Consider the following 22,033-nt stretch of genomic DNA (forward strand, 5'->3'; position numbering starts at 1 on the left):
CTTTCAGTGACGAATGAGCTGTTGGCTGTAGGACCCGCCGCCCATCGGAAAGGCACGCGGATTGGCGGGAGAGGCAGAGGCGACAAGGGCTTCGGGGCTGATTTTCATCGGGCCGCGCTTGGTCAGCAGTGGCGCAACGGCACCGGCAATGGCGTTGGCAACGTCGTCGTGCCCGCCGGGGGCATGGTCGATTATGTCGCGACCGGACGACCCGCTGCGGCGCTCCAAGCCAACCAGTTGGTCAATCGCTCGGGTGTTGTCGAGCAAGGTCAGGTGACCGCTGTTGATGTGCGGCACCATCGCGCCATAAAGCGCGCTCTTCGGCTGGTCGCAGCGCTCATAGGTCACGCCGTGGTGACTGAATGGCTCTTTGCACCATTCCCCGCCGAAATTGTCGCCCGTGACCTTCGTAACCCCGTAGGATTTCAAGGTTTCGCAGAACTCGGCCGTGACGACGGAAGGCTTGAACGGCGGCTTTTTCTCCCGCAGCACGTCGATAACGGCATTGTTCTGCCGGTCGCGGTGCGCGATGCAAAGCGTCATTGAATCCGTGCCGGAACCGCCGGCAGGGTCAACGAAGGCCGAATAGCTGATGCCCGGTTCGCGGGCGCGTTCCGTGATGCCGGCATCAACCAGGGCTTCCACCACTTCGCGCACCAGCAGCGTTTCAACGTCGGTACGGAACAAGCCGCCGTATTCGGCACTCGCTGCGCCGGGATCGCGCTGATAGGCCTTGTCCACCGTCGATTGTTTGAGCGTGCTGTTGAACGTCTTGGACGGCCCATTGGCCACCAGTACGGCCTTGTCGCCGTTCGGGCCGAAGTCGGACCGGAAGGTACGGAACAGCTCGCCCTTGCGCGCGTATGGGCTGCTGATCACCATCATGGGCGCGCTGGTGGTGGCCAGCGCCGGGCGAAGAGCGCGGAGGATTTCCTGATCGGGGTTCTTGCTGCCCTCAAGCGACCAGAATGCGAGTTCGTCGCAAATCGCGCCTATGGCAGTGATGCTGCGAACAGTTCGGAAGTTCGCCACGGCAATGGTGATATCCGTGGAGTTGTCCAGGGATATCTTCTCGGCTGTCGGCTCGCCCTCAAGCATCCCGTTGAGCACTGGCGAGTGGGTCAGGATGCCCTTGACGTGCTCGAACGCCTTTCCAGCCTGATAGGAGGCCGCGGCGAGGATCGGCAGCGCACCACGTTCGCCGGGCGCGAGGTATTCGCTCCAGTCGCAAAGCGCAGCTAGGTAGGCCGCGAACGTGCCGGCTGAGCGCGTCTTGCCGCCACGACGCCCGACAATGGCCCAAATCTCGTCAACGCGCTCCAGTGGCTCGCTAGAGCGTCCTGTCACGCTATGGAACAGGACGCGTTCGTCATCGGTCAGGGCCTCACCCATGGCAGCGATGAGCAAGACACGCCAAAGCGCCCAACTCTCGCCGGGGATGGCCCCGCCCAATAGCTGTGGGTCTTCAAGCGCCTCGCGCATCGTAACCAGGGGCTTCATGCACGCTCCTGCAAAGCGATCCAGGCGCGGGCAAGGTGATCGTCAATTCGGGTGAGGAGATCGTCCCAAGCCTCGGCCTTCATGGCCATTGCCGTCTTCGCCTCCCCCGTGCGCAAGGGCAGCAATTCCGCCCGCAGGGCCATGAGATCAGCGGACACGTCTGCAACGCCGTCCTTAGCCTCCTGCGGGGGAATGGTGCCAAAGCCGAAGGTGTCAAAGAGGAAACCGTCATGCGGTGCGGGCGCGCTCATCATGCAGCCGCCTTGTTGCGCAGGTAGTCGGTGACAAGCTGCGTGCGCTGGCCGGCCCTCGCTGTCTTCGCTTTGGCCTTCAGGCCGTTCATCAAGCGCTGAAGGACATTGCTGATCCGAACCAGTTCGTCGGCATCTACGGCCTCCTCGCGAAGGATTGCCGCCTGCATCCGCTCTGCCTCGATGGCAACAGCCGCAGCCTGGCGAACCATGGCACGCATGGGTTCGGACATGATGGCATCGCCACCGAGCTCTTCTGTGAACTGGCAAACGAGGTCACGGAAGCGCCGAGCGGGGGCGCTCCTGCCGTCCACGCCTTGAACAAGGCGCGAACCATTCGAGACCGCCGAGCGAGCGGTGCGAGAAGATGGGGTGATATGGCGGCTTGTCTGGGTCATGCCCTGAGAGTTGTCGCCAGAATGCGCGCAGTTCAATCAGGGATGCATCGAAGTGCCTGAAAACGTTATGAAATGTCAGAAATAGCGGGGCATTATACAGAGGAGAGGACGCGCTGGACCTGTGACGCGGTCCAAACAGTGCTCCCTCGGGCGGTGGGAATACCCTTCGCCGTGAGAGCTGTTGCAATGCCGTTTGCACTTGTGACGCCGCATGCCCGGATCTCTTCAATGACCGGCATGAGGTCTGCCGCCCGGGCACTCGCTTTGGCCTTACGAGCCTCCTGGCTGGCCTTGCGAGCATCTGCCGATATGACGCTACCCCTGAAGCCACCAAGCTTCTGACCGCGTGCCTTGGCGGCTGCAAGGGCTGCCTTCGTGCGCTGGCTGATCATCTTCCGTTCGGCCTGTGCGACGACGGCCATGATACCAACGACCATCTCATTCGCCTCTGGCATATCGGCCGCAACAAACCGGATACCAGCCTTTTGCAGGCTCAGCAGGAAGGCTGCATCACGGGAAAGACGGTCGAGCTTGGCAATGACCAGCGTGGCGCCGTGAAGCCGGCACAGAGCCATGGCCTCCGCAAGCTTGGGCCGGTTATCCTTGCTGCCACTCTCAATCTCTACGACCTCTTGCAGGAGCATCCAGTTGCCGCCGTTAAGATAATCGGCAACTGACTGCCGCTGCGCTTCAAGACCAAGACCGGAGCGTCCCTGACGTTCTGTCGAGACACGGAGATAGCTGATGAACTTGCCGTCTGCCATTGCCCTGATCCTTTAGCGTTTATGTCAACCTTCGATGACAGTACCGCAAACGATAAGGAACGCAAGCACTTTTTACAGCGTAAAACTCTGAAAAATATAGCTTTTTCAATCTCTTAAAACGCTATGTTCTGGGCTGTCTAGGCTTTGCCTCAAACTGGAAAAGAGGCGAGGCATGAGGATTTCCCCGTTCTCCATTCAGCCAGATATTCCACTTAGCAAAGAAGGCCGAACCACGCAGTCCGTCATTGCCTTGGCCAGGGTTGGTCAGGTTGACCCACTCGATAGAGAAGCGACCCAGGGCATCTACGCCACTGCTTGCCACGCTCATGAACCACTGCTCTCCTTTGAGAGCTAGCAGTCCAGAACGTCGGTTGACTTCGTGGTGATACGGATAAGCCTCAGCTCCCTCGACTGGGTGGAGGCACCAATCAACACCGTACGACAAACACTTATCATCGTTGTCCAGCAGGAGGAGGCGAGGATGCCCTTCATACGGATCCTCGAGAAGGGCAACGAACACATCGTCCTCCCGCTTGGCTGCGATGATTCCAAGTGATCCCGCCTCCCCATTGGATACGCGAACAAGTTCACCCGGTGCACCAGCACCGATTGTTTTAATCGTGCGGTTGCCTACTACCTGCATGGACCTCTCCTTGAGTTGATCAGCGAAACGCTATCACACCTCAGGCAGGCACGTCTTCCTATCTCTGCGACCCTTCTCCTCCACGTCCCTCAACCAGTCGCGCAGTGACGTTGGGCGTGCTGCTAGGCGCCTATCGAGCCGGAAGGTGGGCAGCCGGTGCTTACCGTCGAGCCACCTCAACTGGCGCTCGGTGATGCCGAGAAAGTTGCTGATCGCCTTCGGGCCGATGAGCAGCTCTGGATCTGGGGTCATGCGGCTCCTCCCTCGCGCGTGGGCGCGCGCGCGACGTCATACTCCGTGCTTTCATGGGCTCCGCCCAAACCCGCAAGGAGCTTCGCCCCTTGACCCAAAGCACTGGCTTCGCCAGCGCCGTCACCATGCGGGTCGGATAGAATTTGCTTCACCGTCAGCAGGGAAATCACCGTCGAGGCTGGTTCCTGCTTATGAAGAAAGGGGCTTTCGCAATAAGCGAAGCCGATCTTTATCATGCGGACGAGGTCGTCTGCGGCCTTGTCAGCACGGTCGAGCCCGATGAGAGGTTCAAGGCGCTTACGGGTCTGCGCGCGAATGCTGTTGAGCCGGCCAGATCGCTTTGCGGTTTCGAGGTTCACGATAGAGCGAGCGACGGCGATTGTGGCACCGTGCGAACGGTGCAAGGGGAAGGGCAGGATCTCTGCCGGCAGCCTCCAGTCGAGGAGGGAAAGTTGCTCATACATCGCGGCGTTCTCCCATATTAATCCCCTCAACGTATGAGCGATACGTTGAGGGACAATCATCCCACTTTCCATGGGCGATACGTTGAGGGACAAAAACAGGGGCGGGGAAGGCCAATTTCAGCACCCTCCTGCGGCCTTGCCGGCCTTCAAGCGGATGATGCTCGGCGATCAGATACCCAAGTCTCTTAAGGCGCTGAACGTCCCGCTCAGTGCTCGATAGCGATCTTCCTGAGCGATCGGCTAATGCGACATCGGAGAGCGGAAATGTCCCGTTTTTTCGAGAGATGTTGGACCTGATCACGTTCAGCGTCTCTTTCGAAAGCTTGCCGAGAGCCGCTCTCGCATCGGTAAACCAATGGTCTACCAGCTCGTTGGCTAGGGTACGTTTAGTAGGCCAACGAACGGGAACAGCCTCGACTTCAGGGAACTTTCTTGGTTGACCAGAAAGTGCGAAGGGCTCCTTGAACGCAAACGCGACTGGGCAGCGCTGAGGGGCGGTCAATTGCCTGCCCTCCTATAAGTGTCGGCCATCGCCGCCGCTTCTGTTGCTTCAAGGGCGCTGAGCCCGAAACGCTGGCGAAGGGCGGGAATGATGGGACGGGGCGGCGTTCTCTCGTTGGCAAGCCACTGAGCGGCGACTGTGACGGCTTCGCCGTGCTCATGCTCGGGAGGGCTGAGTTGGCTCATGCGGCGCCACCATCTGGAAGGGATTGCGCCCACTTATCGGCATCTGAGGCAAGGACGAGCGTCTTTGTGCCAGCCTTTTTGATGCGGAGACGACCGGCGTCCACCTCATCGTAAAATAGGGTCCGCCCGATGCTGTACATCGAGCAGAACTCATTCACGCTATACGCAGCCTTTCGGCCGACACTCATTCCAACATCCTCGCTCATCCATTTCTCCTTCGATCGCGCGAGACAAAAAAGGCCGCACACCAAAGCTCTGCTTTTCACGCAGAGGTTTGCTGTACGGCCGCTGACCATCGGGCTCCCCCGTGGTCACATCGACATCCCTAATCCACTTTATTTTTATGCGAGTTCAGGATGCCTGCATGGCTATGTAGAGATAATCAGGTTCTGCCGGCCATGCGTCTTAGCGGACTCCCGGGCGGGCATTGCTGCAATCTCACAGAGAAAGATACGGTTACCAGCGAGCAATTGCAACCAGCAGCGGGTGCCGTTCTGTTCGTTATCTGATCTTTTTTTGTTCAGGGAAGCTGATGATGGTGTTCCCGGACGCTTTGCGTACATAATTCGCCCAAGCCGCCATCATCTTTCGGCGTTTTTCCAAAGCATCAGAGCGGCGGTAGGCCAATTCGACTTTGTTGCCAACGGAATGGGCAAGCGCGGCCTCAGCGATATCTCTAGAGAAGTTGGTCGCATCACCGGCCCAGTCGCGGAACGACGACCGGAAGCCATGCACAGTGACATCAACTTTCATGCGCCGGAGAAGCATTCCCATAGCCATGCCCGACAGCGGCTTCTTGGCCGCCTGACCAAAGAAAATGAAATCTCCGCTCCGGATCTCGTACAGCGCCTTGAGGATCGCGATAGCGGTCGGGACAAGCGGTACACGATGCTCCTCTCGATCCTTCATCCGCACTGCCGGCACAGTCCACACAGCGGCCTCCCAGTCGATTTCTTGCCATGTGGCGCCCAACACCTCACCTGAGCGGGAAGCCGTGAGGATGAGGAACTGGAGGGCTCTGGCAGCCATGGCATCCGAGAGCAACTGGTAGAACGCAGGCACCTCTTGATACGGCAGCGCCTTGTGGTGCTTCACCGTCTCCCTTTTCCGGGTAGGTAGGGCGTTCTTCAGGTGGCCGTTCCATCTGGCCGGGTTGTCGCCAGACCGCCAGCCCTTGGTCTTTGCAAAGTCGAGCACCTTCTCGATCCGGCCGCGGATCCGAGACGCTGTCTCAGGCTTGCTCTGCCAATGTGGCGTCAAAACCTGTAGTACGTGCTCTGTGTCAATTTCCTGCACAGGCACCTTGCGGAGCTTTTCGCAGTAGGCGTCACCAAGTGTCATCGTCCACTGAGCGGCATGTTTGGGATTGGACCAGCTTGGCTTCATGATCGATATGAAGTCGTCGGCAACGGCGGCGAAGGTCTTCATCTCGTTCGCCACCTTACGCTCCTCCATGTCTGTTAACGGGTTGCCACCCCGAAGAAGGATGGCGCGAGCCTCGTCAGCTTTGAGGCGAGCTTCCTTCAGGCTGACATCGAGCAGTCGCCCCATGCCCATCTCATACCGTTTGCCACTCCGCTTCCACAGAAACATCCAAGATTTGGTCCGGGTCGGCGTCACGCGCAAGTAGAGGCCATCGCCATCGGGATAGCGCCCGGGGGCAAGATCCGCCGCGACTTGGAGGGCCTTAAGTTTATGTCTCCGCCCTACCATCTCAGCCCCACCGCCAGCCCTACCTTTGATCGCGTTATGCATGCGAATCATAGCGGGCAACAACGAATAAGGAAAGACAGATAAACGAGCTTTATCAACAGGATGACGGACATTAGCGGACGGATGCGAACGGTAATTTGGCAGACACCCTCTCCGCCATAATCGCCCGATATTTCGGTTCCCGGCAAGCGCCGCCGAACGGATCGGCGGCACCCTACCTCATGTTTGGTTTTGTGCATCGTTATCTGCCCATCGGCCTTACCAGCTGAAGTCGTCACGGCTGAGTTCGCCGAGCCGCGTGTCCTCAAGGACCAGATAGTCGTCGCCGGCGCGGATGATGACGTCGTTGCCGGACTGGCTGGCGGCCGCGCGGATGGCCGCATAGCTGTCGAACCGGTCGTAGTGTGAGACGTCGATGCGGTCGTCGCCGTTTTCGAAGTCGGTGATAATGTCGCGGCCGCCGTTGAAGACGAAGACGTCGGCGCCTTCGCCGCCGGTCATCCTGTCGTTTCCGGCGCCGCCGTTCAGAACGTCGTTGCCCTCATGCGCGACGATGCGGTCGTTGCCGGACTGGCCCCAGATCCTGTCGTCGCCCTCGCCGCCAGAGATCACATCGCTGCCGGCCCCGGCATAGATCACGTCATTGCCTTCGCCGCCGCTGATTTGATCGCGACCCCTGCCCGCGACGGCATGGTCGTTGCCCTCGCCGAGAACGAGGTGGTTGTCGCCGTCGCCGGCGCGCAGGACATCGTTGCCGTCCCCGCCCCATAGTTTGTCGTCGCCGCCGCCCGATACGATCCGGTCGTTGCCTTCGCCGCCCCACACGTGATTTTGGCCACTACCCGCATCGATGCGATCGTTGCCTTCCCCGCCATAGAGGAAATCGTTACCGCCATAGCCAAAAAGCAAGTCATCGCCCGAGCGGCCATAGAGATGGTCTTTCTGGTTCGTACCGACGATACGGTTGTCGTCGTCATTTCCGCGTTTCGTAACCATGTGAAAACTCCTTCGTCGACGGGCAGAATTGCCGTGTTGCGCGGGAGGAACGGCGCGCGTGGCGGCTTATTCCATCGAAGCGGAATTTTTCATTTCTGTCGGGCGCGCCGGCGGCATGGACTTGATGCGCCGCCTCATGGCATAGGGCGCGGGACACGACGAGGCCCGGTTTTTCATGATCCGCATCGAGAACATCAGCAAGTCCAACAGCCACCGCATCCTGTTCATCGAGGCGTCCGCCGCGTTGAACCGGGGGGAGAAGATCGGGCTTGTCGGGCCGAACGGGGCCGGCAAGACGACGCTCTTTCGCATGATCACCGGGCAGGAGGCGCCGGACGAGGGGCAGGTCTCGGTCGAGAAGGCGGTTTCGATCGGCTATTTCAGCCAGGATGTCGGCGAGATGGAAGGCCGCAGCGCCGTCACCGAGGTGATGGACGGGGCAGGGCCGGTGAGTTCGGTCGCCGCGGAGCTGCGCGCGCTCGAAGCGGCGATGGTCGATCCCGACCGGCTTGACGAGATGGACGCGATCATCGAGCGGTATGGCGAGGTGCAGGCGCGCTACGAGGAGCTCGACGGCTACGGATTGGAGAGCCGGGCGCGCGAGGTGCTGGCGGGCCTGAGCTTCAGCCAGGAGATGATGGACGGCGACGTCGGCAAGCTTTCCGGCGGCTGGAAGATGCGGGTGGCGCTGGCGCGCATCCTGCTGATGCGGCCTGACGTCATGCTGCTCGACGAGCCGAGCAACCATCTCGATCTCGAAAGCCTGATCTGGCTGGAGCAGTTCCTGAAGGGCTATGACGGCGCGCTTTTGATGACCTCGCACGACCGCGAGTTCATGAACCGCATCGTGACGAAGATCATCGAGATCGATGCCGGCTCGCTCACCACCTATTCGGGCGATTATGCCTTCTACGAGCAGCAGCGGGCGCAGAACGAGAAGCAGCAGCAGGCGCAGTTCGAGCGCCAGCAGGCGATGCTCGCCAAGGAGATCAAGTTCATCGAGCGCTTCAAGGCGCGCGCCTCCCACGCCGCGCAGGTGCAGAGCCGGGTCAAGAAGCTCGACAAGATCGAGCGGGTCGAGCCGCCGCGCCGCCGCCAGGCCGTCATGTTTGAGTTCCAGCCGGCGCCGCGCTCGGGCGAGGACGTCGTCAGCCTCAGGAATGTCGACAAGGCCTATGGCAGCCGGTCCATCTACCGGGATTTCAGCTTTCTCATCCGCCGGAAGGAGCGCTGGTGCGTGATGGGCATCAACGGGGCCGGCAAGTCCACGCTGCTGAAGCTCGTCGCCGGGGCGGCAAGCCCGGATACGGGCAGCGTGACGATCGGGGCGAGCGTCAAGGTCGGCTATTTTGCACAGCATGCTATGGATCTGCTCGACGGGGACCTGACCGTCTTCCAGTGGCTGGAGGCGGAGTTTCCGCGCGCGGGGCAGGGGCCGCTGCGCACGCTGGCCGGCTGCTTCGGCTTTTCCGGCGACGACGTGGAGAAGAAGTGCCGGGTGCTGTCAGGCGGCGAGAAGGCGCGGCTTGTGATGGCGGCGATGCTGTTCGATCCGCCGAACTTCCTGATCCTCGACGAGCCGACCAACCATCTCGACCTCGACACCAAGGAAATGCTGATCAAGGCGCTTTCCGAATACGAGGGCACCATGCTCTTCGTGTCGCACGACCGCCATTTCCTCGGCGCGCTGTCGAACCGCGTGCTCGAGCTCAACGGCGACGACGTGCATCAATATCCGGGCGGCTATACCGAATACGTCGCCCAGACCGGCCACGAGGCGCCCGGCCTTCCGAACTGACCGTCCGGCGTGGGGCGGGGAGGCCTCACGCCTTGCCGAGATATTGTTCGTCCGTCACCTGTTCCAGCCAGGTCACGGGCGAGCCGTCCTGCGCTTCGGCGATGGCGACATGGGTCATCGCGGTCCTGTCCGTCGCCCCGTGCCAGTGTTTTTCGCCGGGCGGGAACCAGACGACGTCGCCCGGGCGGATCTCCTCGATCGGCCCGCCCTCGCGCTGCGCCCAGCCGAGGCCGGCGGTGACGATGACGGTCTGGCCAAGCGGGTGGGTGTGCCAGGCGGTGCGGGCGCCGGGTTCGAAGGTGACGATGGCGCCGCCGGCGCGGCCGGGGGCTTCCGCCTTGAAAGGCGTGTCGAGGCGGACCTTGCCGGTGAAGTAGTTGGCCGGGCCTGGCGTCGAGGGGCTGGTGCCGTTGCGCTTGATGTCCATATCCGTCTCCTGATTCTGCTGTGCGGATCCTATACCGGCAAGAGTGCTGGCGGAGCCGCCGGAGACGATTTATGAGAACGACGCAAGGTTTCAAGGCGGTGTGGAATGGACAAGCGGCGGATCGGGATCGTCGGCGGCGGGCCGGCCGGGCTGATGGCGGCGGAGGTGCTTGCGGCGCGCGGCCATGCGGTGAGCGTGCTGGAGGCCATGCCGACCATCGGGCGAAAGTTCCTGCTGGCCGGAAAGTCGGGCCTCAACATCACCCATTCCGAGCCCTATGACCGTTTCGCCGCCCGCTTCGGCGCGGCGGGCGCGCATCTGCGGCCGGCGCTTGATGCCTTCACGCCCGGGGACCTGCGGGCCTGGGCGGAGGGGCTTGGCACGAAGACTTTTGTCGGATCCTCCGGACGGGTGTTTCCGGTCGCCATGAAGGCCTCGCCGTTGCTGCGGGCCTGGCGGGCGCGGCTGGAAGGGCAGGGCGTCGCCATCCGCGTGCGCCATCGCTGGACGGGATTTGCGCCGGAAGGGTTGCGTTTCGAGACGCCCGACGGCGTGGCCGTGATGGCGTTCGATGCGGTCCTGCTGGCGCTCGGCGGCGCGAGCTGGCCGCGGCTCGGCTCGGATGCGGCCTGGATCGATGGCCTTGCGGAACAGGGCGTCGGCATCGTGCCCTTCCGCCCGGCCAATTGCGGCTTCGACGTGGACTGGTCGCCGGTCTTCGCCGAGCGCTTTGCCGGCGCGCCGGTCAAGGGCGTCACGGCGCAGTCCGCGGCGGGCACGATCCCCGGCGAATTCGTCGTCTCGAAGACGGGCATCGAGGGCAGCCTCGTCTATGCCCATGCGGCGGCGCTGCGCGATGCGCTGGAGGCGTCGGGCGCGGCCTCCCTCACGCTCGATCTTGCACCCGGGCGCAGTCTCGCGCGGCTTGCGGCCGACCTCGCCCGGCAGGGCGGCAAGGCGAGCTTTTCCAGCCGGCTCCGCAAGGGCGCGGGCCTCGACGGGGTCAAGGCGGCCCTGCTGCGGGAATGCGTTCGGGATGTCCACATCTTACCCCCGGACGCGCTGGCCGCGGCGATCAAGGCCCTGGCCATCTCCCTCGTCCGGCCGCGGCCGATCGCGGAGGCGATTTCCGTGGCGGGCGGCATCCGGTTCGATGCCATCGATGCGGACTATGGGCTGAAGGCCCTGCCGGGCGTCTTCGTGGCCGGCGAAATGCTCGACTGGGAGGCGCCGACCGGCGGTTATCTGCTGACGGCCTGCCTTGCGACCGGGCGGGCGGCAGCGGAGGGGATCGATCGCTGGCTATCCAATCGGGCGGATTGAGCCGACACGGTCAGCTGCGCTTCGGCCGCGTCGGCGCCTGGCCGAGGCTGGCGGCCGCATCCTTCAGGCAGGCGAGGTAGCGATCGCGGTTGGCCAGTCCGTCGTCGCGCGGGGTGACGAGGCACAGCGTGGCGGCGGCATGCCCCTCGTCCATGACCGGCACGGCGAAGCAATGGGTGAAGCTGTCGACGATGCTGTTGAAGGTGAAGAAGCCTTCGTGCCCGGCCTGGCGCACCTCGGTGAGGAAGGCCTGCGGGTCGAGCCATTCGCCGCCCGGCAGCTGGAAATCCTGCGGCGGGATGAAGGCGAGGATCTCCTCGTCCGTCATGTGGGCGACGAGCAGGCGGCCGGAAGCGGTCCACGGGATCGGCACCGACTGGCCGATATCGGTGGAGATGCGAAAGGGCCTTGCGCCCTCGCGCATGTGCACGACGGTGTATTTGTTGCCGTCCAGCATGCAGAACTGCGCGGTCTCGCGCGTTTCGCCGGCCAGCCGCTCCAGCGCCGCCTCGCATTCGCGGGTGAAGTCGAAATGGTTCTCGTAGGCCGCGCCGAGGAAATAGAGTTTCCGCCCGAGATAGACGCGGCCGTCGCCGCCGGTGAATTCCAGGATGCCGTTGCGCAGGAGGAGGTTCACCAGCTCGTAGACCGATGAGCGCGGCGCGCCGATCTGCGCGGCGATCTCGTTCGGCTTCAGCGCCTGCCGCTTCTGGCGCAGGAAATCGAGGATCTCGAAGGCGCGATCGAGTCCCCGGGCCCGCTTGCCGCCTGCATCGTCCGCAATAGCATCCATCTCGTCCGTTCCTGCCTTCGTCCTCGTCACGCTTCTCCCGCCGCCCGCGCGATCTGTCAATCCGCGGCGTCCGGCCGTCGTCGCATGCGAAATTTTCGACCTCCCCTTGCGGGGCGGAAAATTCGGCATAAGATCACATCGTCCATTATAAAGATCATATGTTCAATATATTGGACATTGACGGATGGCAAGCCCGTATCTGCTGCCGCAAAAAGGGGAACGACATGAAAACGCTTGAAAACAGCCCGACCGTTTCGCGGCGCAGCCGCCTTCTCGCGGGCGCCGCCGCCGCTGCGGCCATCCTTGCCCTTTCGGCCGGCAGCGCTTCGGCCGCCGCCAATTGCATCAAGGGCGACCGCAAGGCGCCCTATACGGTCGGCTGGGCGAACATCTATTCGGTGCCGACCTGGATGAAGCAGACCGAAGGCACGATTGCTGCCGAGGTCGAGGAGCTGAAGAAGGCCGGACTCGTGAAGGACCTGATGATCACGGACGCGCAGGGCAACGCCCAGACGCAGATCCAGCACATCCAGTCGATGATCGACGCCAATGTCGATGCGATCGTGGTCATCGCCGGCTCCTCCAACGCGCTCGACCGCGTCATTTCGGATGCCTGCGACAAGGGTATCGCGGTGGTGAACTTCGACAGCCTCGTCAACACGGACAAGGTGACGGCGAAGATCAACACCGATTCCAGCGAATGGGGCGCGGGCGCTGCCAAGTGGCTTGCCGACCAGCTCGGCGGCAAGGGCAAGATCATCGTCATGAACGGCCCGGCCGGGATTTCCGTCAGCGATGACCGCCGCAAGGGCGCCCAGCCGGTGCTCGACGCCAATCCGGACCTCGAAATCATCACCGAAACCAACACGGAATACAACGTCGCGCCGGCGCAGGAGGCGATGACCAGCCTGCTCTTCGTCAATCCGGAAATCGACGGCGTGCTCTCGCTCGGCGGCGCGATCTCGGCCGGTTCCGTCATGGCCTTCGACCGCCAGGGCCGCGAGCAGGTGCCGATCACCGGCGAGAATGCCCGCCAGTTCCTCGAACTGTGGAAGGAAAAGGGCTTGAAGGGGTGGGCCACCATGCAGCCGAACTGGCTCGGCGCGCTCTCGGTCTACACGGCCGTGCAGGCGCTGGAAGGCAAGGACGTGCCGGCCTTCGTCAAGGTGCCGCTGCCCGTCATCGACGACAGCACCATCGACACCTACCTCGCCCGCGCGGACCAGTTCCCGGCCGACGGCTACATCTACTCGGATTACGACAAGGCGCTGTTCGACAAGCTGCTCGCCCAGTAATCCCGCGCCAGTAATCCCGCGAAGGATGCCGTCATGACGGAAACAAGGCCCCTGCTGGAGGCCCGGCAGGTGTTCAAGGGGTTTTTCGGCAACCCCGTTCTGAAGGGCGTCGACATCGCCCTTCATCCGGGCAGGGTCCATGCCCTGCTCGGGGAGAACGGCGCGGGAAAATCCACGCTGATCAATCTCCTTTCCGGCGCTCTCCAGCCGGACAGCGGCGCCATCCTCGTCGATGGCCGGCCGGTCGGGCGTTTCAGCCCGGCCGCCGCCCGCGCCGCGGGCATTGCCGTGGTGCAGCAGGAGCTGAGCCTGACTGCCGACCTGTCGATCGCCGAGAATATCGGGCTCGGCGCCTTTCCGCGCCGTTTCGGCCTCATCGACTATGCCGCGCTTCAGAAGGGCGTGCGGGAGGTCTGCGCCATGGTGGGGCTCACCGAGCCGGTCGACATGCCGGTCGCCGATCTTTCGCTCGGCCGCCGGCAGATGGTGGAGATCGCCAAGGCGCTGTTCCGCAAGCCGCGCGTGCTGATCCTCGACGAGCCGACCTCCTCGCTTTCCGCGCATGAGGCCGGCATTCTCGCCCGCCTCATCGGGACGCTGCGCGACCGCGGCACGGCGCTCCTCTACATCTCCCACCGGCTCAACGAGGTGCAGGCGCTCTGCGCCCATGTCACCGTGCTGAAGGACGGCGGCGTCACCGCGGACCAGTCGCTGGCCGGCATCGACGGCGAGGGGCTCGTGCGCCTCATGGTGGGCCGCGAGACGGGCGATCTCTTCCCGCCGCGCCCGCTCGCCGCGCCTGGCGCGACGCGCATCAGTGTCGAAAAATTCTCGGCCGGCCTCGTGCGCGAGATCGGCTTTTCCGCCCGCGCCGGCGAGATCGTCGGCATCGGCGGCCTCGTCGGGCAGGGGCAGGAAGACCTGCTGCTCGGCCTTTACGGCGCCATTCCCGCAAGGGCTGACCATGCCGAGGTCTCCGGCCTTCCCCGCCTGCCCGCCCACGTCGGCGAGGCGAATGCCGCGGGCATCGTCTATGTGCCGGCGGACCGCAAACATGAGGGGCTGGTCCTGCCCCATTCCATCGCCGCCAATCTCATCCTGCCCTCGCTCGGCCGGCTCGCCCGCCGCGGTTTTCGCGACCGCGCGGCGGAGGCCGGGCTGATCGCCGACCTGGCGCGGCGCCTGACGATCAAGGGCGACGTCGCCCGGCCGGTGCAGGCGCTCTCCGGCGGCAACCAGCAGAAGGTGGCGCTCGCCAAGTGGCTGCCGCTCGATCCGTCCATCCTGCTGCTCAACGATCCGACGCGCGGCGTCGATATCGAGACCAAGCGCGAGATCTACCTCATGCTGCGCGCGTTTGCTGCCGAAGGGCGGCTTGTCATCCTCGCCAGCTCCGATACGCCGGAACTCGTGCATCTGTGCGATCGCGTCGTCGTTTTGCGCGAGGGGCGCGTCGCGGCCCGGCTTTCCGGCGCGGCGATCAGCGAGGAGGCCATCGTCGGCGCCGCCATGGGCATCCACGAACAGGGAGAGGCCGCATGAGTGCCATTCCGTCCTCCGGCTGGCTTTACGGGGCCATCCAGCGCGGCCGCAATCGCGGCCTCGGCGGCCTCTACCTGGTCGTCGCCGCCTTCCTCGTCCTCTATGCGGTGCTGTTTCCCGGCATCCTCTCCGTCAGCGGCTTTTCCAAGTTCACGCAGAACTGGTTCCCGCTGGCACTTGTCACCATGGCGCAGGCGCTCCTGATGCTGAACGGCGGCATCACGCTTGCCATTGGCCCGCTGGTCAGCCTCGGCGCGGTGATCGCGGCGACGACCATGGGCGGCGCGCTGGGCGTTCCCGGCGGCATCCTCGCCGTCGCGCTTGCCGGCCTTGCCATCGGTGCCGTCATCGGCGCCATCGTGGCGCATCTGCGGCTGCCGGCCATCATCGTCACGCTGGCCGGCTCCTTCATCATCACCGGCGTCGCGCTGATCCTCCTGCCGCGTCCGGGCGGCTTCATTCCGGACTGGCTGTCGACGACGCTGGCCGGCCACACGCCGGTCGCCTTCCTGCTGCTCGTCGCCATCCTCCTTGCCTGGAAGGCGTTCCTGGCGACGCCGCTCGGCATCGGCATCTATGCCGCCGGGGACAACCCGATCGGCGCCTTCCGCTCCGGCGTTCCGGTCGAGCGGGTGAAGATCGTCGCCTTCGCGCTGTCCGGCCTGCTGGCGGCGCTGGCCGGCCTCTTCGTCGCGGCGCAGACGGGCTCGGGCGATCCGGTCATCGGCACGCCCTTCACGCTGAATTCGATCGCGGCCGCCGTGCTCGGCGGCGTCGGTTTTCTCGGCGGCAAGGGCACGATGCGCGGCGCGATCTGCGGCAGCCTGCTGCTCTCGGTCATGATCAACGTCATGTTCTTCCTCGGTTTCCCGCCGGTCGCGCAATATGTCGCGCAAGGCCTGATCATCGTCGGTGCCGTGGCGGTACCGGAACTCTTGAAGCAATGGAGGGCAAGGCGATGAAGGCCGTGAAAGCCGTGTTCCGCAATCCGCCGCTCCTGACCTTCCTCCTGGTGGCCCTCGTCTGGCTCGTCGCCAGCCTCACGCTGCGCGGTTTCGGCGCCTACGGGCACCTGCGCTATCTGCTGGAGCTTGCCGCCGTCATCGGCATCGTCGCAGCCGGGCAGACGCTGGTCATCCTGATGGGCGGCATCGACCTCTCCGTCGGGGCGGTCATCACCGTCACGGCGATCCTGCTGCCGCTGATCTCGCCGGCCGCCGACCCGACCGGCCTCGTCGGCATCGTGCTCGCCCTTGCCCTCGCCACCGGCATCGGCCTCCTCAACGGGGCGGGCGCGGCCTATCTGCGCGTGCCGCCGATCATCATGACGCTCGCCATGGCGACGTTTCTCCAGGGGCTGCTCGTCATCGTCGCGGGCGGCAGCGCCGTCACCGTCAGCAATCCGGCGGTCATCCTGCTCGGCCAGGCCCGTCCCCTCGGCATTCCCGCCGGCATCCTCCTCTGGATCGTCGTCTCGGTCGTCGTGCTCCTCATCATCCACCGCATGCCACTCGGCGCGCGCTTCCTCGCGCTCGGGGCCAATCCGCTGGCCGCGCGGCTTTCCGGCGTCAGCGTGGCCAGGAACACATTGCTTCTCTATGCGCTGTCCGGCTTCTTCGCCGGGCTTGCCGGCATCCTGGTGCTCGGCATGAACCGGCAGGGCTATGTCGGCATCGGCGATCCCTATCTCCTGATGTCGATCGCCGCCGTCGTTCTCGGCGGCACCTCCATCCTCGGCGGGCGCGGCACCTATGCCGGCACCATTCCCGGCGCCATCCTGCTCGTCACCACCACGGCGCTGATCACCGTCGTTAATGCCTCGCCGGGCTGGCGCTCCATCATGTTCGGTTCGCTGATCCTCGCGCTTCTGCTCATCTCCGGCCGCGAGGCGCGGCGATGACGGTGCGCTATGACGGGCCGGTGATCGACCCGCACCATCACCTCTGGGACCTTTCGCTGAAGCGTCACCCCTGGCTGGAAAAGGCGCGGACGGAGGGCGGGGAAATGGTCTATGGCAGCCTCGCGCCGATCCTGCAGGACTACGGCGTGGAAGACTACCGCCGGGATGCGGCGAACCAGAACGTGGTGGCCAGCGTGCATGTCGAGGCCGGCTGGTCCGACGCCCATCCGCTGGAGGAAAGCCGCTGGCTCGCCGGTCTCGACCGGACGTCCGGCGTCGCGAAGCGCTGCGTTGCCCGCGTTCCGCTCGACAGCCCGGACGCTGCCCGCCTGATCGAGGCGGAGGCGGCCAATCCCGATGTCGCCGGCATCCGCGATATCGTCAGCTGGCATCCGGAGCCGGCAAAGAGCTTCGCCTCCCGCGCCCACCGCATGGCCGATCCCGCCTGGCGCGCCGGCTTGTCCCATCTCGCCCGGCACGATCTCGTCTTCGACCTCATGCTCTATCCCTGGCAGATGGGCGAGGCGCTCGATCTCGTGCGCGCCTTTCCGCAGACGCTCTTCGTGCTGAACCATGGCGGCAGCCCGGCCGATCGCAGCGCGGAGGGCATGGCGCTCTGGCGTGATGGCCTTGCGGCGCTTGGCCGCGAGCCGAATGTGCGGCTGAAGATTTCCGACCTCGTCGCCTATGACAATGACTGGACGCCGGAAAGCCTGCATTCGGTGATCGAGCATTGCCTCGCCTGTTTCGGCCCTCGCCGGGCGATGTTCGCCAGCGATTTTCCCGTCGCCGGCCTGCACGCCTCGTTCGACGCGATCTACGCCGTCTTTCGCGCCGCGGCCGGGCCGCTGTCGCTCGATGAACAGCGCGCCCTCTTCTTCACGACCGCCAACGACACCTATCGCCTCGGGATCGCCGATCCCGTCGCGGCCAAGGGAGGAAACCATGCCTGACCTTTCCGTGACCGGACCGGACAATCCGGTGATCGACGACCGTATCCGCGGCTTTCCGCCGGGCCAGTCGGCCCTGCCGCTCGATGCTATCGGGGAGCAGGGCTGGAAGCCCTATGACGGCGCGATGGCCCTGCCGCTGATCTCGCTCGACCGGGAGGCTTTTGCCGGCAATGTCGCGCTGATGATGGATTATGTGCGCGATCACGGTATTGCCATCGCGCCCCATGCGAAGACGCCGATGTCGGCGGCGCTCGCCGGCGCGCTGCTCGCGGCCGGCGCTTGGGGCACCACGGTGGCCGATATCCGCCAGGCCGCCGTGCTACTGAAGGCCGGCCAGCGCCGGCTGATCCTCGCCAACGAGATCGGCGGTGCGGCGGCCGCGCGCCGGCTCGCGGCGCTTGCCGCAAACCATCCCGATGCGGAACTGAACGTCTTCGTCGATTCGGTCGATCTGGTCGAAGCCCTGCGGGCCGCCTGGCAGGGGCGCAAGGGTCTCCCGCCGCTCGGCCTCCTCGTCGAGCTCGGCGCCGGCCGTGCCGGGACACGCAGCGCCGAAGCGGCGGGCGCGATCCTCGATGCCATCCTTGCCGCGGAAACGCCCGCCTTCCGGCTCACCGGCATCGCGACCTATGAGGGCGCCGCCGCAACGGCGGACGCGGAAGAGACCCTGCGCCGGATCGACGGGCTGGTGGCGATGACGGCGGCCTTCCTGCCAGAGGTCCGCACCCGGGTTGGCGATGCGCGCCCGCTGATCGTCACGGCGGGCGGCTCGGTCTTCTTCGACCGGGTGGTAGCCGGCCTCTCCGCCGCCGTCGCCGCCGATCCCGACAGCCGGCTCGTATTGCGCAGCGGCGCGATCTTCTTCCATGACCACGGCGTCTACGAGCGCGGCCTTGCCGGGCTGGATGCCCGCGCGGGCTTCCGCTTCGGCGGGCAGGTCCGCTCGGCCGGCAGCGGCTTCAGGCCGGCGCTGCGGGTCTGGGCCGAAGTGCTCTCGCTGCCCGAGCCGGGCCTCGCGATCTGCGGCATGGGCCTGCGCGATGTCGCGATGGACCAGGGCCTGCCGCGGCCGCTGGCGCTCTATCGCGACGGCGCGCCGCTTGGCCGCCTTGCCGGGGCCGGCGTGCTCCGCCTCAACGACCAGCATGCCTTTGTTTCGCTTCCCGCCGGCAGCGATGTGCGTATCGGCGACGTGGTCGAGTTCGGCATCTCGCATCCCTGCACCTGCCTCGACCGGCACGCGATCCTCTATGGCCTTGCCCCCGATCACACGGTTACGGCGGCCTATCCCACCAGCTTCGGCTGATCCTCCCAAGAAGAAAGGAAATACCCATGATCCAGCGTTACCAGAAGGGTTCGCGCATGAGCCAGGCCGTCAGCTATGGCGGGCTCGTCTATATTGCCGGCCAGGTCGCGGAGAACCGCAAGGCCGGCCTCGAGGACCAGACGCGCGACGTGCTCGGCAAGATCGATGCCCTTTTGAAGGAAGCCGGCACGGATCGCTCGAAACTGCTCGCCGTCAATGTCTTCCTGCCGGCGATCGTCGATTTCGAGGCGATGAACGGCGTCTACGATGCCTGGATCGATCCCGAAAACCCGCCGGCCCGCGCCTGCGTCGAGGCCCGCCTTGCCGATCCGGACCTGCGCGTCGAAATGACCGCCGTCGCCGCGCTCTGACACCCCCGCCCGAACTGGAGCCACCATGCACAGCGGCCTCGTCAATCCGATCGATCTTTCCCGGGACGGCCGGCAGGCCGGGCATCTCGCCATCCCCTATTCGATCGACCGCTCGCCCTATTACCAGATCCGCATCCCCATCCTGCGGCTGAAGAACGGCGAGGGGCCGAGCCTGCTGCTGATGGCGGGCAATCATGGCGACGAATACGAGGGCGAGCTCCAGCTCGGGCGGCTGATGCGCCGGCTCGACATCAAGAAAATCCGCGGCGCCGTCACCATCCTGCCGATGGCCAACCTGCCGGCGGTGATGGCGGCGCGGCGCTGCTCGCCCTTCGACGGCGGCAATCTCAACCGCGCCTTTCCCGGCGATCCGGCCGGCACGCCGACGGCGCGGCTGGCGCATTTCCTCGAACACGATCTCTTTCCGCGCCATGACGCGGTACTCGACTTGCATTCGGGCGGCACCTCCATGGCGCATCTGCCCTGCACGCTGATCGAGCGGCAGGCGGATGCCGCGCGCTTTGCGCGCTCGGTCGCGTTGATGCGGGCGATGGGCGCCGCGCATGCCTTCATCGCCGACAACGGACCGGCGGCGCCGACCTCGATGGGCGCGGCGGGTCGGGCCGGCACGATCGGCCTTTCCGGCGAATTCGGCGGCGGCGGCACGGTGACGCCGGAGAGCATGGCGTTCACGGCGGCAGCGATCGATCGGCTGCTCATGGCACTCGGCATTGCGGAAGAGCCGGTGCTGTCGCGAGCCCCTCTTGCGGCGCCGCCGGCCCTGCAGCTCCTGTCGCTGTCGCGGCACAGCCAGGGCATCTATGCGGACCGGCGCGGCTGGTTCGAGCCCGCCGTGCCGCTCGGCACGACCGTCTCGGCGGGCGATCTTGCCGGCTGGTATCACGATCTCGAACGGCTGGAGCAGCCGGAAGAGGAATTGCACTTTGCCGAAAGCGGCATCGTCATCTCGCACCGGCTGCATTGCGACAGCCAGGCCGGCGACTGCCTGATCCAGGTCGCCGAGCCGATCGACGGCTGAGCTCTCAGGTGATCGCGCCGACGGCTTCCTTCACCCAGTCGAGGCGCTTTGCCGGAATGAGCCCGTAATTGTAGAAATTCACGCCGTCGGCGCCGGCCTCGACGGCGGCCTTTGCGCGGGCGGCAAGGATGGCCGGGCCATCGACCTCGGGATAGAAGACGCGCAGTCCCAGACCCAGGAACTTGTCCGGGCCGAGCATCGCCCGGCCGGTGCGGATGACGTCGCCGACGGCCTCCGGCGCCATGTCGTAGCAGCAGAGGATTGCGCCGTCGCAGAGCTTCCCGACCGCTTCGAGGTCGACGCCGCCGAGCCAGCCGTCCTTCAGGTCGATCAGCACGATGCGCGTCGCCGGGTCGGCGGCCGCCTTGATCTCGCCGATCAGGCTCGTCACCGGCTCGGTGCGCCAGGCGAGGAAGGCGTGCAGTTCGGGGTGATCGCGGAAGGCGTCGATGCCGGCGGCGGGGAAATCGGGGAACTGCTTTTCCGGCACCGCACGCTCGCACAGTTCGGCGATGAAACGCGCCACCGTTTCCTGCGCGCCGTCCACCGGTATGCCGGCCTTCCGGGCGCGGGCGGTGCAATGGTCGCAGAAGCAGAGCGACAGGAGGAAGTCGTCCTCGGCATTGAGGCCGACGCCGTCCTTCTCATGGTGGTATTCGTGGGCGAAGCCCATGAAGTTGGGGCTTTCCAGCTCCAGCATGTCCGGCCTGTGGTTCACCGTGATGTCGCGCACCAGCGTCACGACATAGTCGCGCGCCGCTAGGCTGGAGGGGCAGAGATTGTAGTGGTTGGCATTGCCGAAGGCGTTGCGGGTCACATGATCGGGATGCAGCATGCCGAGGCGGGTATTGTGCAGGCAGACCGTCCAGCAGGAGACGGCAAGGCCGGTCGTCGCGCGCGCTTTTGCCAGCGCGTCCAGCATGTCGCCGCGGTCAGTGACGTTCTGCGCCATCAGGGGTCGGATTTCCTTGCCCTGCCACAGCGCTTCGTCCGGCCGGAAATAGACGGTGCCGTCTTCCGGGAAGTAGGCCTTCTGCCGCGGGCTGCGCGGCTGGAGGAAGCGGCCGGCATGGTAGGCGGTCGCAAGGCTCACCGTGTTGAGGCCGGCGCGGCCGGAAAGATCGGCGGCGAACGCCTGCAATCCCTGGTCCTGGATGTCCCAGGGATAGGTCCACATGGAAAGATGCATGGCGTGCTCCCGGCGAATCTGTCCATTTTATAGAACATCTGTCCATAATAGTGTCCAGAAGGATTTTCGATTCGGTGCCGCACGGCTTGCATTGCTGAAAGAATCCGCCGGTTGCGTCCATCAGGCCGGATGCTCCGGGCGCTTCCGCCGCGCGCCGGAATGGCCCCGTTGGTATTTTCGACGCACTGAATGTCGCGAACCGGAGGGATTCCTTGCAAGAGCGGGGGTAGCTTCTCGCCATTGCAGGGGCTTGCGCGAAGGCAAGCGGCCTGAAATATGCGCCAAGCCGTCCATGCGGCGTATGAAAGGGGATCCGCCGGTGCCAGCCCTCCGCATCGGCCGAACGCGAGAGACGAACCGATGAAGACCTATGTGCTGACCGTATCGTGCCAATCGACCCGCGGCATTGTCGCCGCGATTACCGGCTAC

23 protein-coding genes are annotated in these 22,033 nt (G+C 64.9%); 10 read left to right on the forward strand and 13 right to left on the reverse strand.

Annotated elements, in window-relative coordinates; all coding sequences use genetic code 11:
• Window positions 1-3: 3 nt before the first annotated feature.
• The 10 genes from MUU56_RS32050 to MUU56_RS32100 all read right to left on the reverse strand — a co-directional run bounded on the left by MUU56_RS32050 (window position 4) and on the right by MUU56_RS32100 (window position 7,668).
• Entirely contained in the window at window positions 4-1,500 is a 1,497-nt protein-coding gene (locus tag MUU56_RS32050) for a hypothetical protein (RefSeq protein WP_245083122.1), read from the reverse strand.
• Window positions 1,497-1,751 (reverse strand): hypothetical protein, encoded by a 255-nt coding sequence (locus MUU56_RS32055; RefSeq protein ID WP_245083125.1) that lies wholly within the window; start codon window positions 1,749-1,751, stop codon window positions 1,497-1,499. Before MUU56_RS32055 ends, MUU56_RS32050 begins: the two co-directional genes overlap by 4 nt.
• Window positions 1,751-2,149 (reverse strand): hypothetical protein, encoded by a 399-nt coding sequence (locus MUU56_RS32060; RefSeq protein WP_245083129.1) that lies wholly within the window; start codon window positions 2,147-2,149, stop codon window positions 1,751-1,753. Before MUU56_RS32060 ends, MUU56_RS32055 begins: the two co-directional genes overlap by 1 nt.
• Before the next feature lie 92 nt (window positions 2,150-2,241).
• On the reverse strand, window positions 2,242-2,913 hold the full coding sequence (locus MUU56_RS32065; RefSeq protein ID WP_245083132.1) for a recombinase family protein: 672 nt from the start codon (window positions 2,911-2,913) through the stop codon (window positions 2,242-2,244).
• Window positions 2,914-3,034: 121 nt separating this feature from the next.
• Window positions 3,035-3,556, reverse strand: coding sequence for a hypothetical protein (locus MUU56_RS32070; protein WP_245083135.1), 522 nt, complete (start codon window positions 3,554-3,556; stop codon window positions 3,035-3,037).
• A gap of 248 nt (window positions 3,557-3,804) precedes the next feature.
• Window positions 3,805-4,272: a hypothetical protein gene (locus MUU56_RS32075; RefSeq protein WP_245083139.1), complete on the reverse strand. Its 468-nt coding sequence runs from the start codon at window positions 4,270-4,272 to the stop codon at window positions 3,805-3,807.
• Window positions 4,265-4,774, reverse strand: coding sequence for a hypothetical protein (locus tag MUU56_RS32080; protein WP_245083142.1), 510 nt, complete (start codon window positions 4,772-4,774; stop codon window positions 4,265-4,267). Before MUU56_RS32080 ends, MUU56_RS32075 begins: the two co-directional genes overlap by 8 nt.
• A gap of 181 nt (window positions 4,775-4,955) precedes the next feature.
• Window positions 4,956-5,165, reverse strand: coding sequence for a helix-turn-helix domain-containing protein (locus tag MUU56_RS32090; protein WP_245083149.1), 210 nt, complete (start codon window positions 5,163-5,165; stop codon window positions 4,956-4,958).
• Between the two features lie 295 nt (window positions 5,166-5,460).
• Window positions 5,461-6,723: a tyrosine-type recombinase/integrase gene (locus MUU56_RS32095; protein ID WP_425314259.1), complete on the reverse strand. Its 1,263-nt coding sequence runs from the start codon at window positions 6,721-6,723 to the stop codon at window positions 5,461-5,463.
• A gap of 207 nt (window positions 6,724-6,930) precedes the next feature.
• A complete protein-coding gene (locus MUU56_RS32100; RefSeq protein WP_245083152.1) occupies window positions 6,931-7,668 on the reverse strand; it encodes a calcium-binding protein in 738 nt (245 codons plus the stop codon).
• A gap of 175 nt (window positions 7,669-7,843) precedes the next feature.
• Here MUU56_RS32100 and MUU56_RS32105 point away from each other — a divergent pair, with 175 nt between their 5' ends.
• Window positions 7,844-9,466: an ABC-F family ATP-binding cassette domain-containing protein gene (locus MUU56_RS32105; RefSeq protein ID WP_245083155.1), complete on the forward strand. Its 1,623-nt coding sequence runs from the start codon at window positions 7,844-7,846 to the stop codon at window positions 9,464-9,466.
• 25 nt (window positions 9,467-9,491) lie between these two features.
• Here the strand turns inward: MUU56_RS32105 and MUU56_RS32110 are convergent, their stop codons facing one another.
• A complete protein-coding gene (locus MUU56_RS32110; protein ID WP_245083158.1) occupies window positions 9,492-9,893 on the reverse strand; it encodes a (R)-mandelonitrile lyase in 402 nt (133 codons plus the stop codon).
• A gap of 105 nt (window positions 9,894-9,998) precedes the next feature.
• On the opposite strand from MUU56_RS32110, the gene MUU56_RS32115 reads away from it, so the two are divergent.
• On the forward strand, window positions 9,999-11,216 hold the full coding sequence (locus MUU56_RS32115; protein ID WP_245083161.1) for a TIGR03862 family flavoprotein: 1,218 nt from the start codon (window positions 9,999-10,001) through the stop codon (window positions 11,214-11,216).
• A 10-nt stretch (window positions 11,217-11,226) separates the two neighbouring features.
• Here MUU56_RS32115 and MUU56_RS32120 read toward each other — a convergent pair whose 3' ends face one another.
• Window positions 11,227-12,009: an IclR family transcriptional regulator gene (locus MUU56_RS32120; protein ID WP_245083164.1), complete on the reverse strand. Its 783-nt coding sequence runs from the start codon at window positions 12,007-12,009 to the stop codon at window positions 11,227-11,229.
• A gap of 224 nt (window positions 12,010-12,233) precedes the next feature.
• On the opposite strand from MUU56_RS32120, the gene MUU56_RS32125 reads away from it, so the two are divergent.
• The 8 genes from MUU56_RS32125 to MUU56_RS32160 are packed head-to-tail and all read left to right on the forward strand — an operon-like array spanning window position 12,234 to window position 20,415.
• Window positions 12,234-13,304 (forward strand): ABC transporter substrate-binding protein, encoded by a 1,071-nt coding sequence (locus MUU56_RS32125; protein WP_245083167.1) that lies wholly within the window; start codon window positions 12,234-12,236, stop codon window positions 13,302-13,304.
• 33 nt (window positions 13,305-13,337) lie between these two features.
• Window positions 13,338-14,846, forward strand: coding sequence for a sugar ABC transporter ATP-binding protein (locus MUU56_RS32130; protein ID WP_245083170.1), 1,509 nt, complete (start codon window positions 13,338-13,340; stop codon window positions 14,844-14,846).
• Entirely contained in the window at window positions 14,843-15,808 is a 966-nt protein-coding gene (locus tag MUU56_RS32135) for an ABC transporter permease (protein ID WP_245083173.1), read from the forward strand. The genes MUU56_RS32130 and MUU56_RS32135 overlap by 4 nt, the downstream gene beginning before the upstream one ends.
• The gene (locus tag MUU56_RS32140; RefSeq protein ID WP_398433245.1) at window positions 15,790-16,746 is read left to right on the forward strand and encodes an ABC transporter permease; all 957 of its coding nucleotides are present in this window, start codon (window positions 15,790-15,792) and stop codon (window positions 16,744-16,746) included. The genes MUU56_RS32135 and MUU56_RS32140 overlap by 19 nt, the downstream gene beginning before the upstream one ends.
• Window positions 16,743-17,699 carry an amidohydrolase family protein gene (locus tag MUU56_RS32145; RefSeq protein WP_245083179.1) on the forward strand — a complete coding sequence of 319 codons (957 nt, stop codon included), beginning with the start codon at window positions 16,743-16,745 and terminating at the stop codon, window positions 17,697-17,699. Before MUU56_RS32140 ends, MUU56_RS32145 begins: the two co-directional genes overlap by 4 nt.
• On the forward strand, window positions 17,692-19,005 hold the full coding sequence (locus MUU56_RS32150) for an alanine racemase (protein ID WP_245083182.1): 1,314 nt from the start codon (window positions 17,692-17,694) through the stop codon (window positions 19,003-19,005). The genes MUU56_RS32145 and MUU56_RS32150 overlap by 8 nt, the downstream gene beginning before the upstream one ends.
• A gap of 26 nt (window positions 19,006-19,031) precedes the next feature.
• The gene (locus MUU56_RS32155; protein WP_023514656.1) at window positions 19,032-19,376 is read left to right on the forward strand and encodes a RidA family protein; all 345 of its coding nucleotides are present in this window, start codon (window positions 19,032-19,034) and stop codon (window positions 19,374-19,376) included.
• 25 nt (window positions 19,377-19,401) lie between these two features.
• The gene (locus MUU56_RS32160; RefSeq protein WP_245083185.1) at window positions 19,402-20,415 is read left to right on the forward strand and encodes a succinylglutamate desuccinylase/aspartoacylase family protein; all 1,014 of its coding nucleotides are present in this window, start codon (window positions 19,402-19,404) and stop codon (window positions 20,413-20,415) included.
• A 4-nt stretch (window positions 20,416-20,419) separates the two neighbouring features.
• Here MUU56_RS32160 and MUU56_RS32165 read toward each other — a convergent pair whose 3' ends face one another.
• Window positions 20,420-21,604 (reverse strand): hypothetical protein, encoded by a 1,185-nt coding sequence (locus MUU56_RS32165; RefSeq protein ID WP_245083188.1) that lies wholly within the window; start codon window positions 21,602-21,604, stop codon window positions 20,420-20,422.
• Window positions 21,605-22,033: the final 429 nt, after the last annotated feature.

Origin of the sequence: Shinella yambaruensis, from assembly GCF_022899355.1 — a bacterium.
Taxonomy (GTDB): domain Bacteria; phylum Pseudomonadota; class Alphaproteobacteria; order Rhizobiales; family Rhizobiaceae; genus Shinella; species Shinella yambaruensis.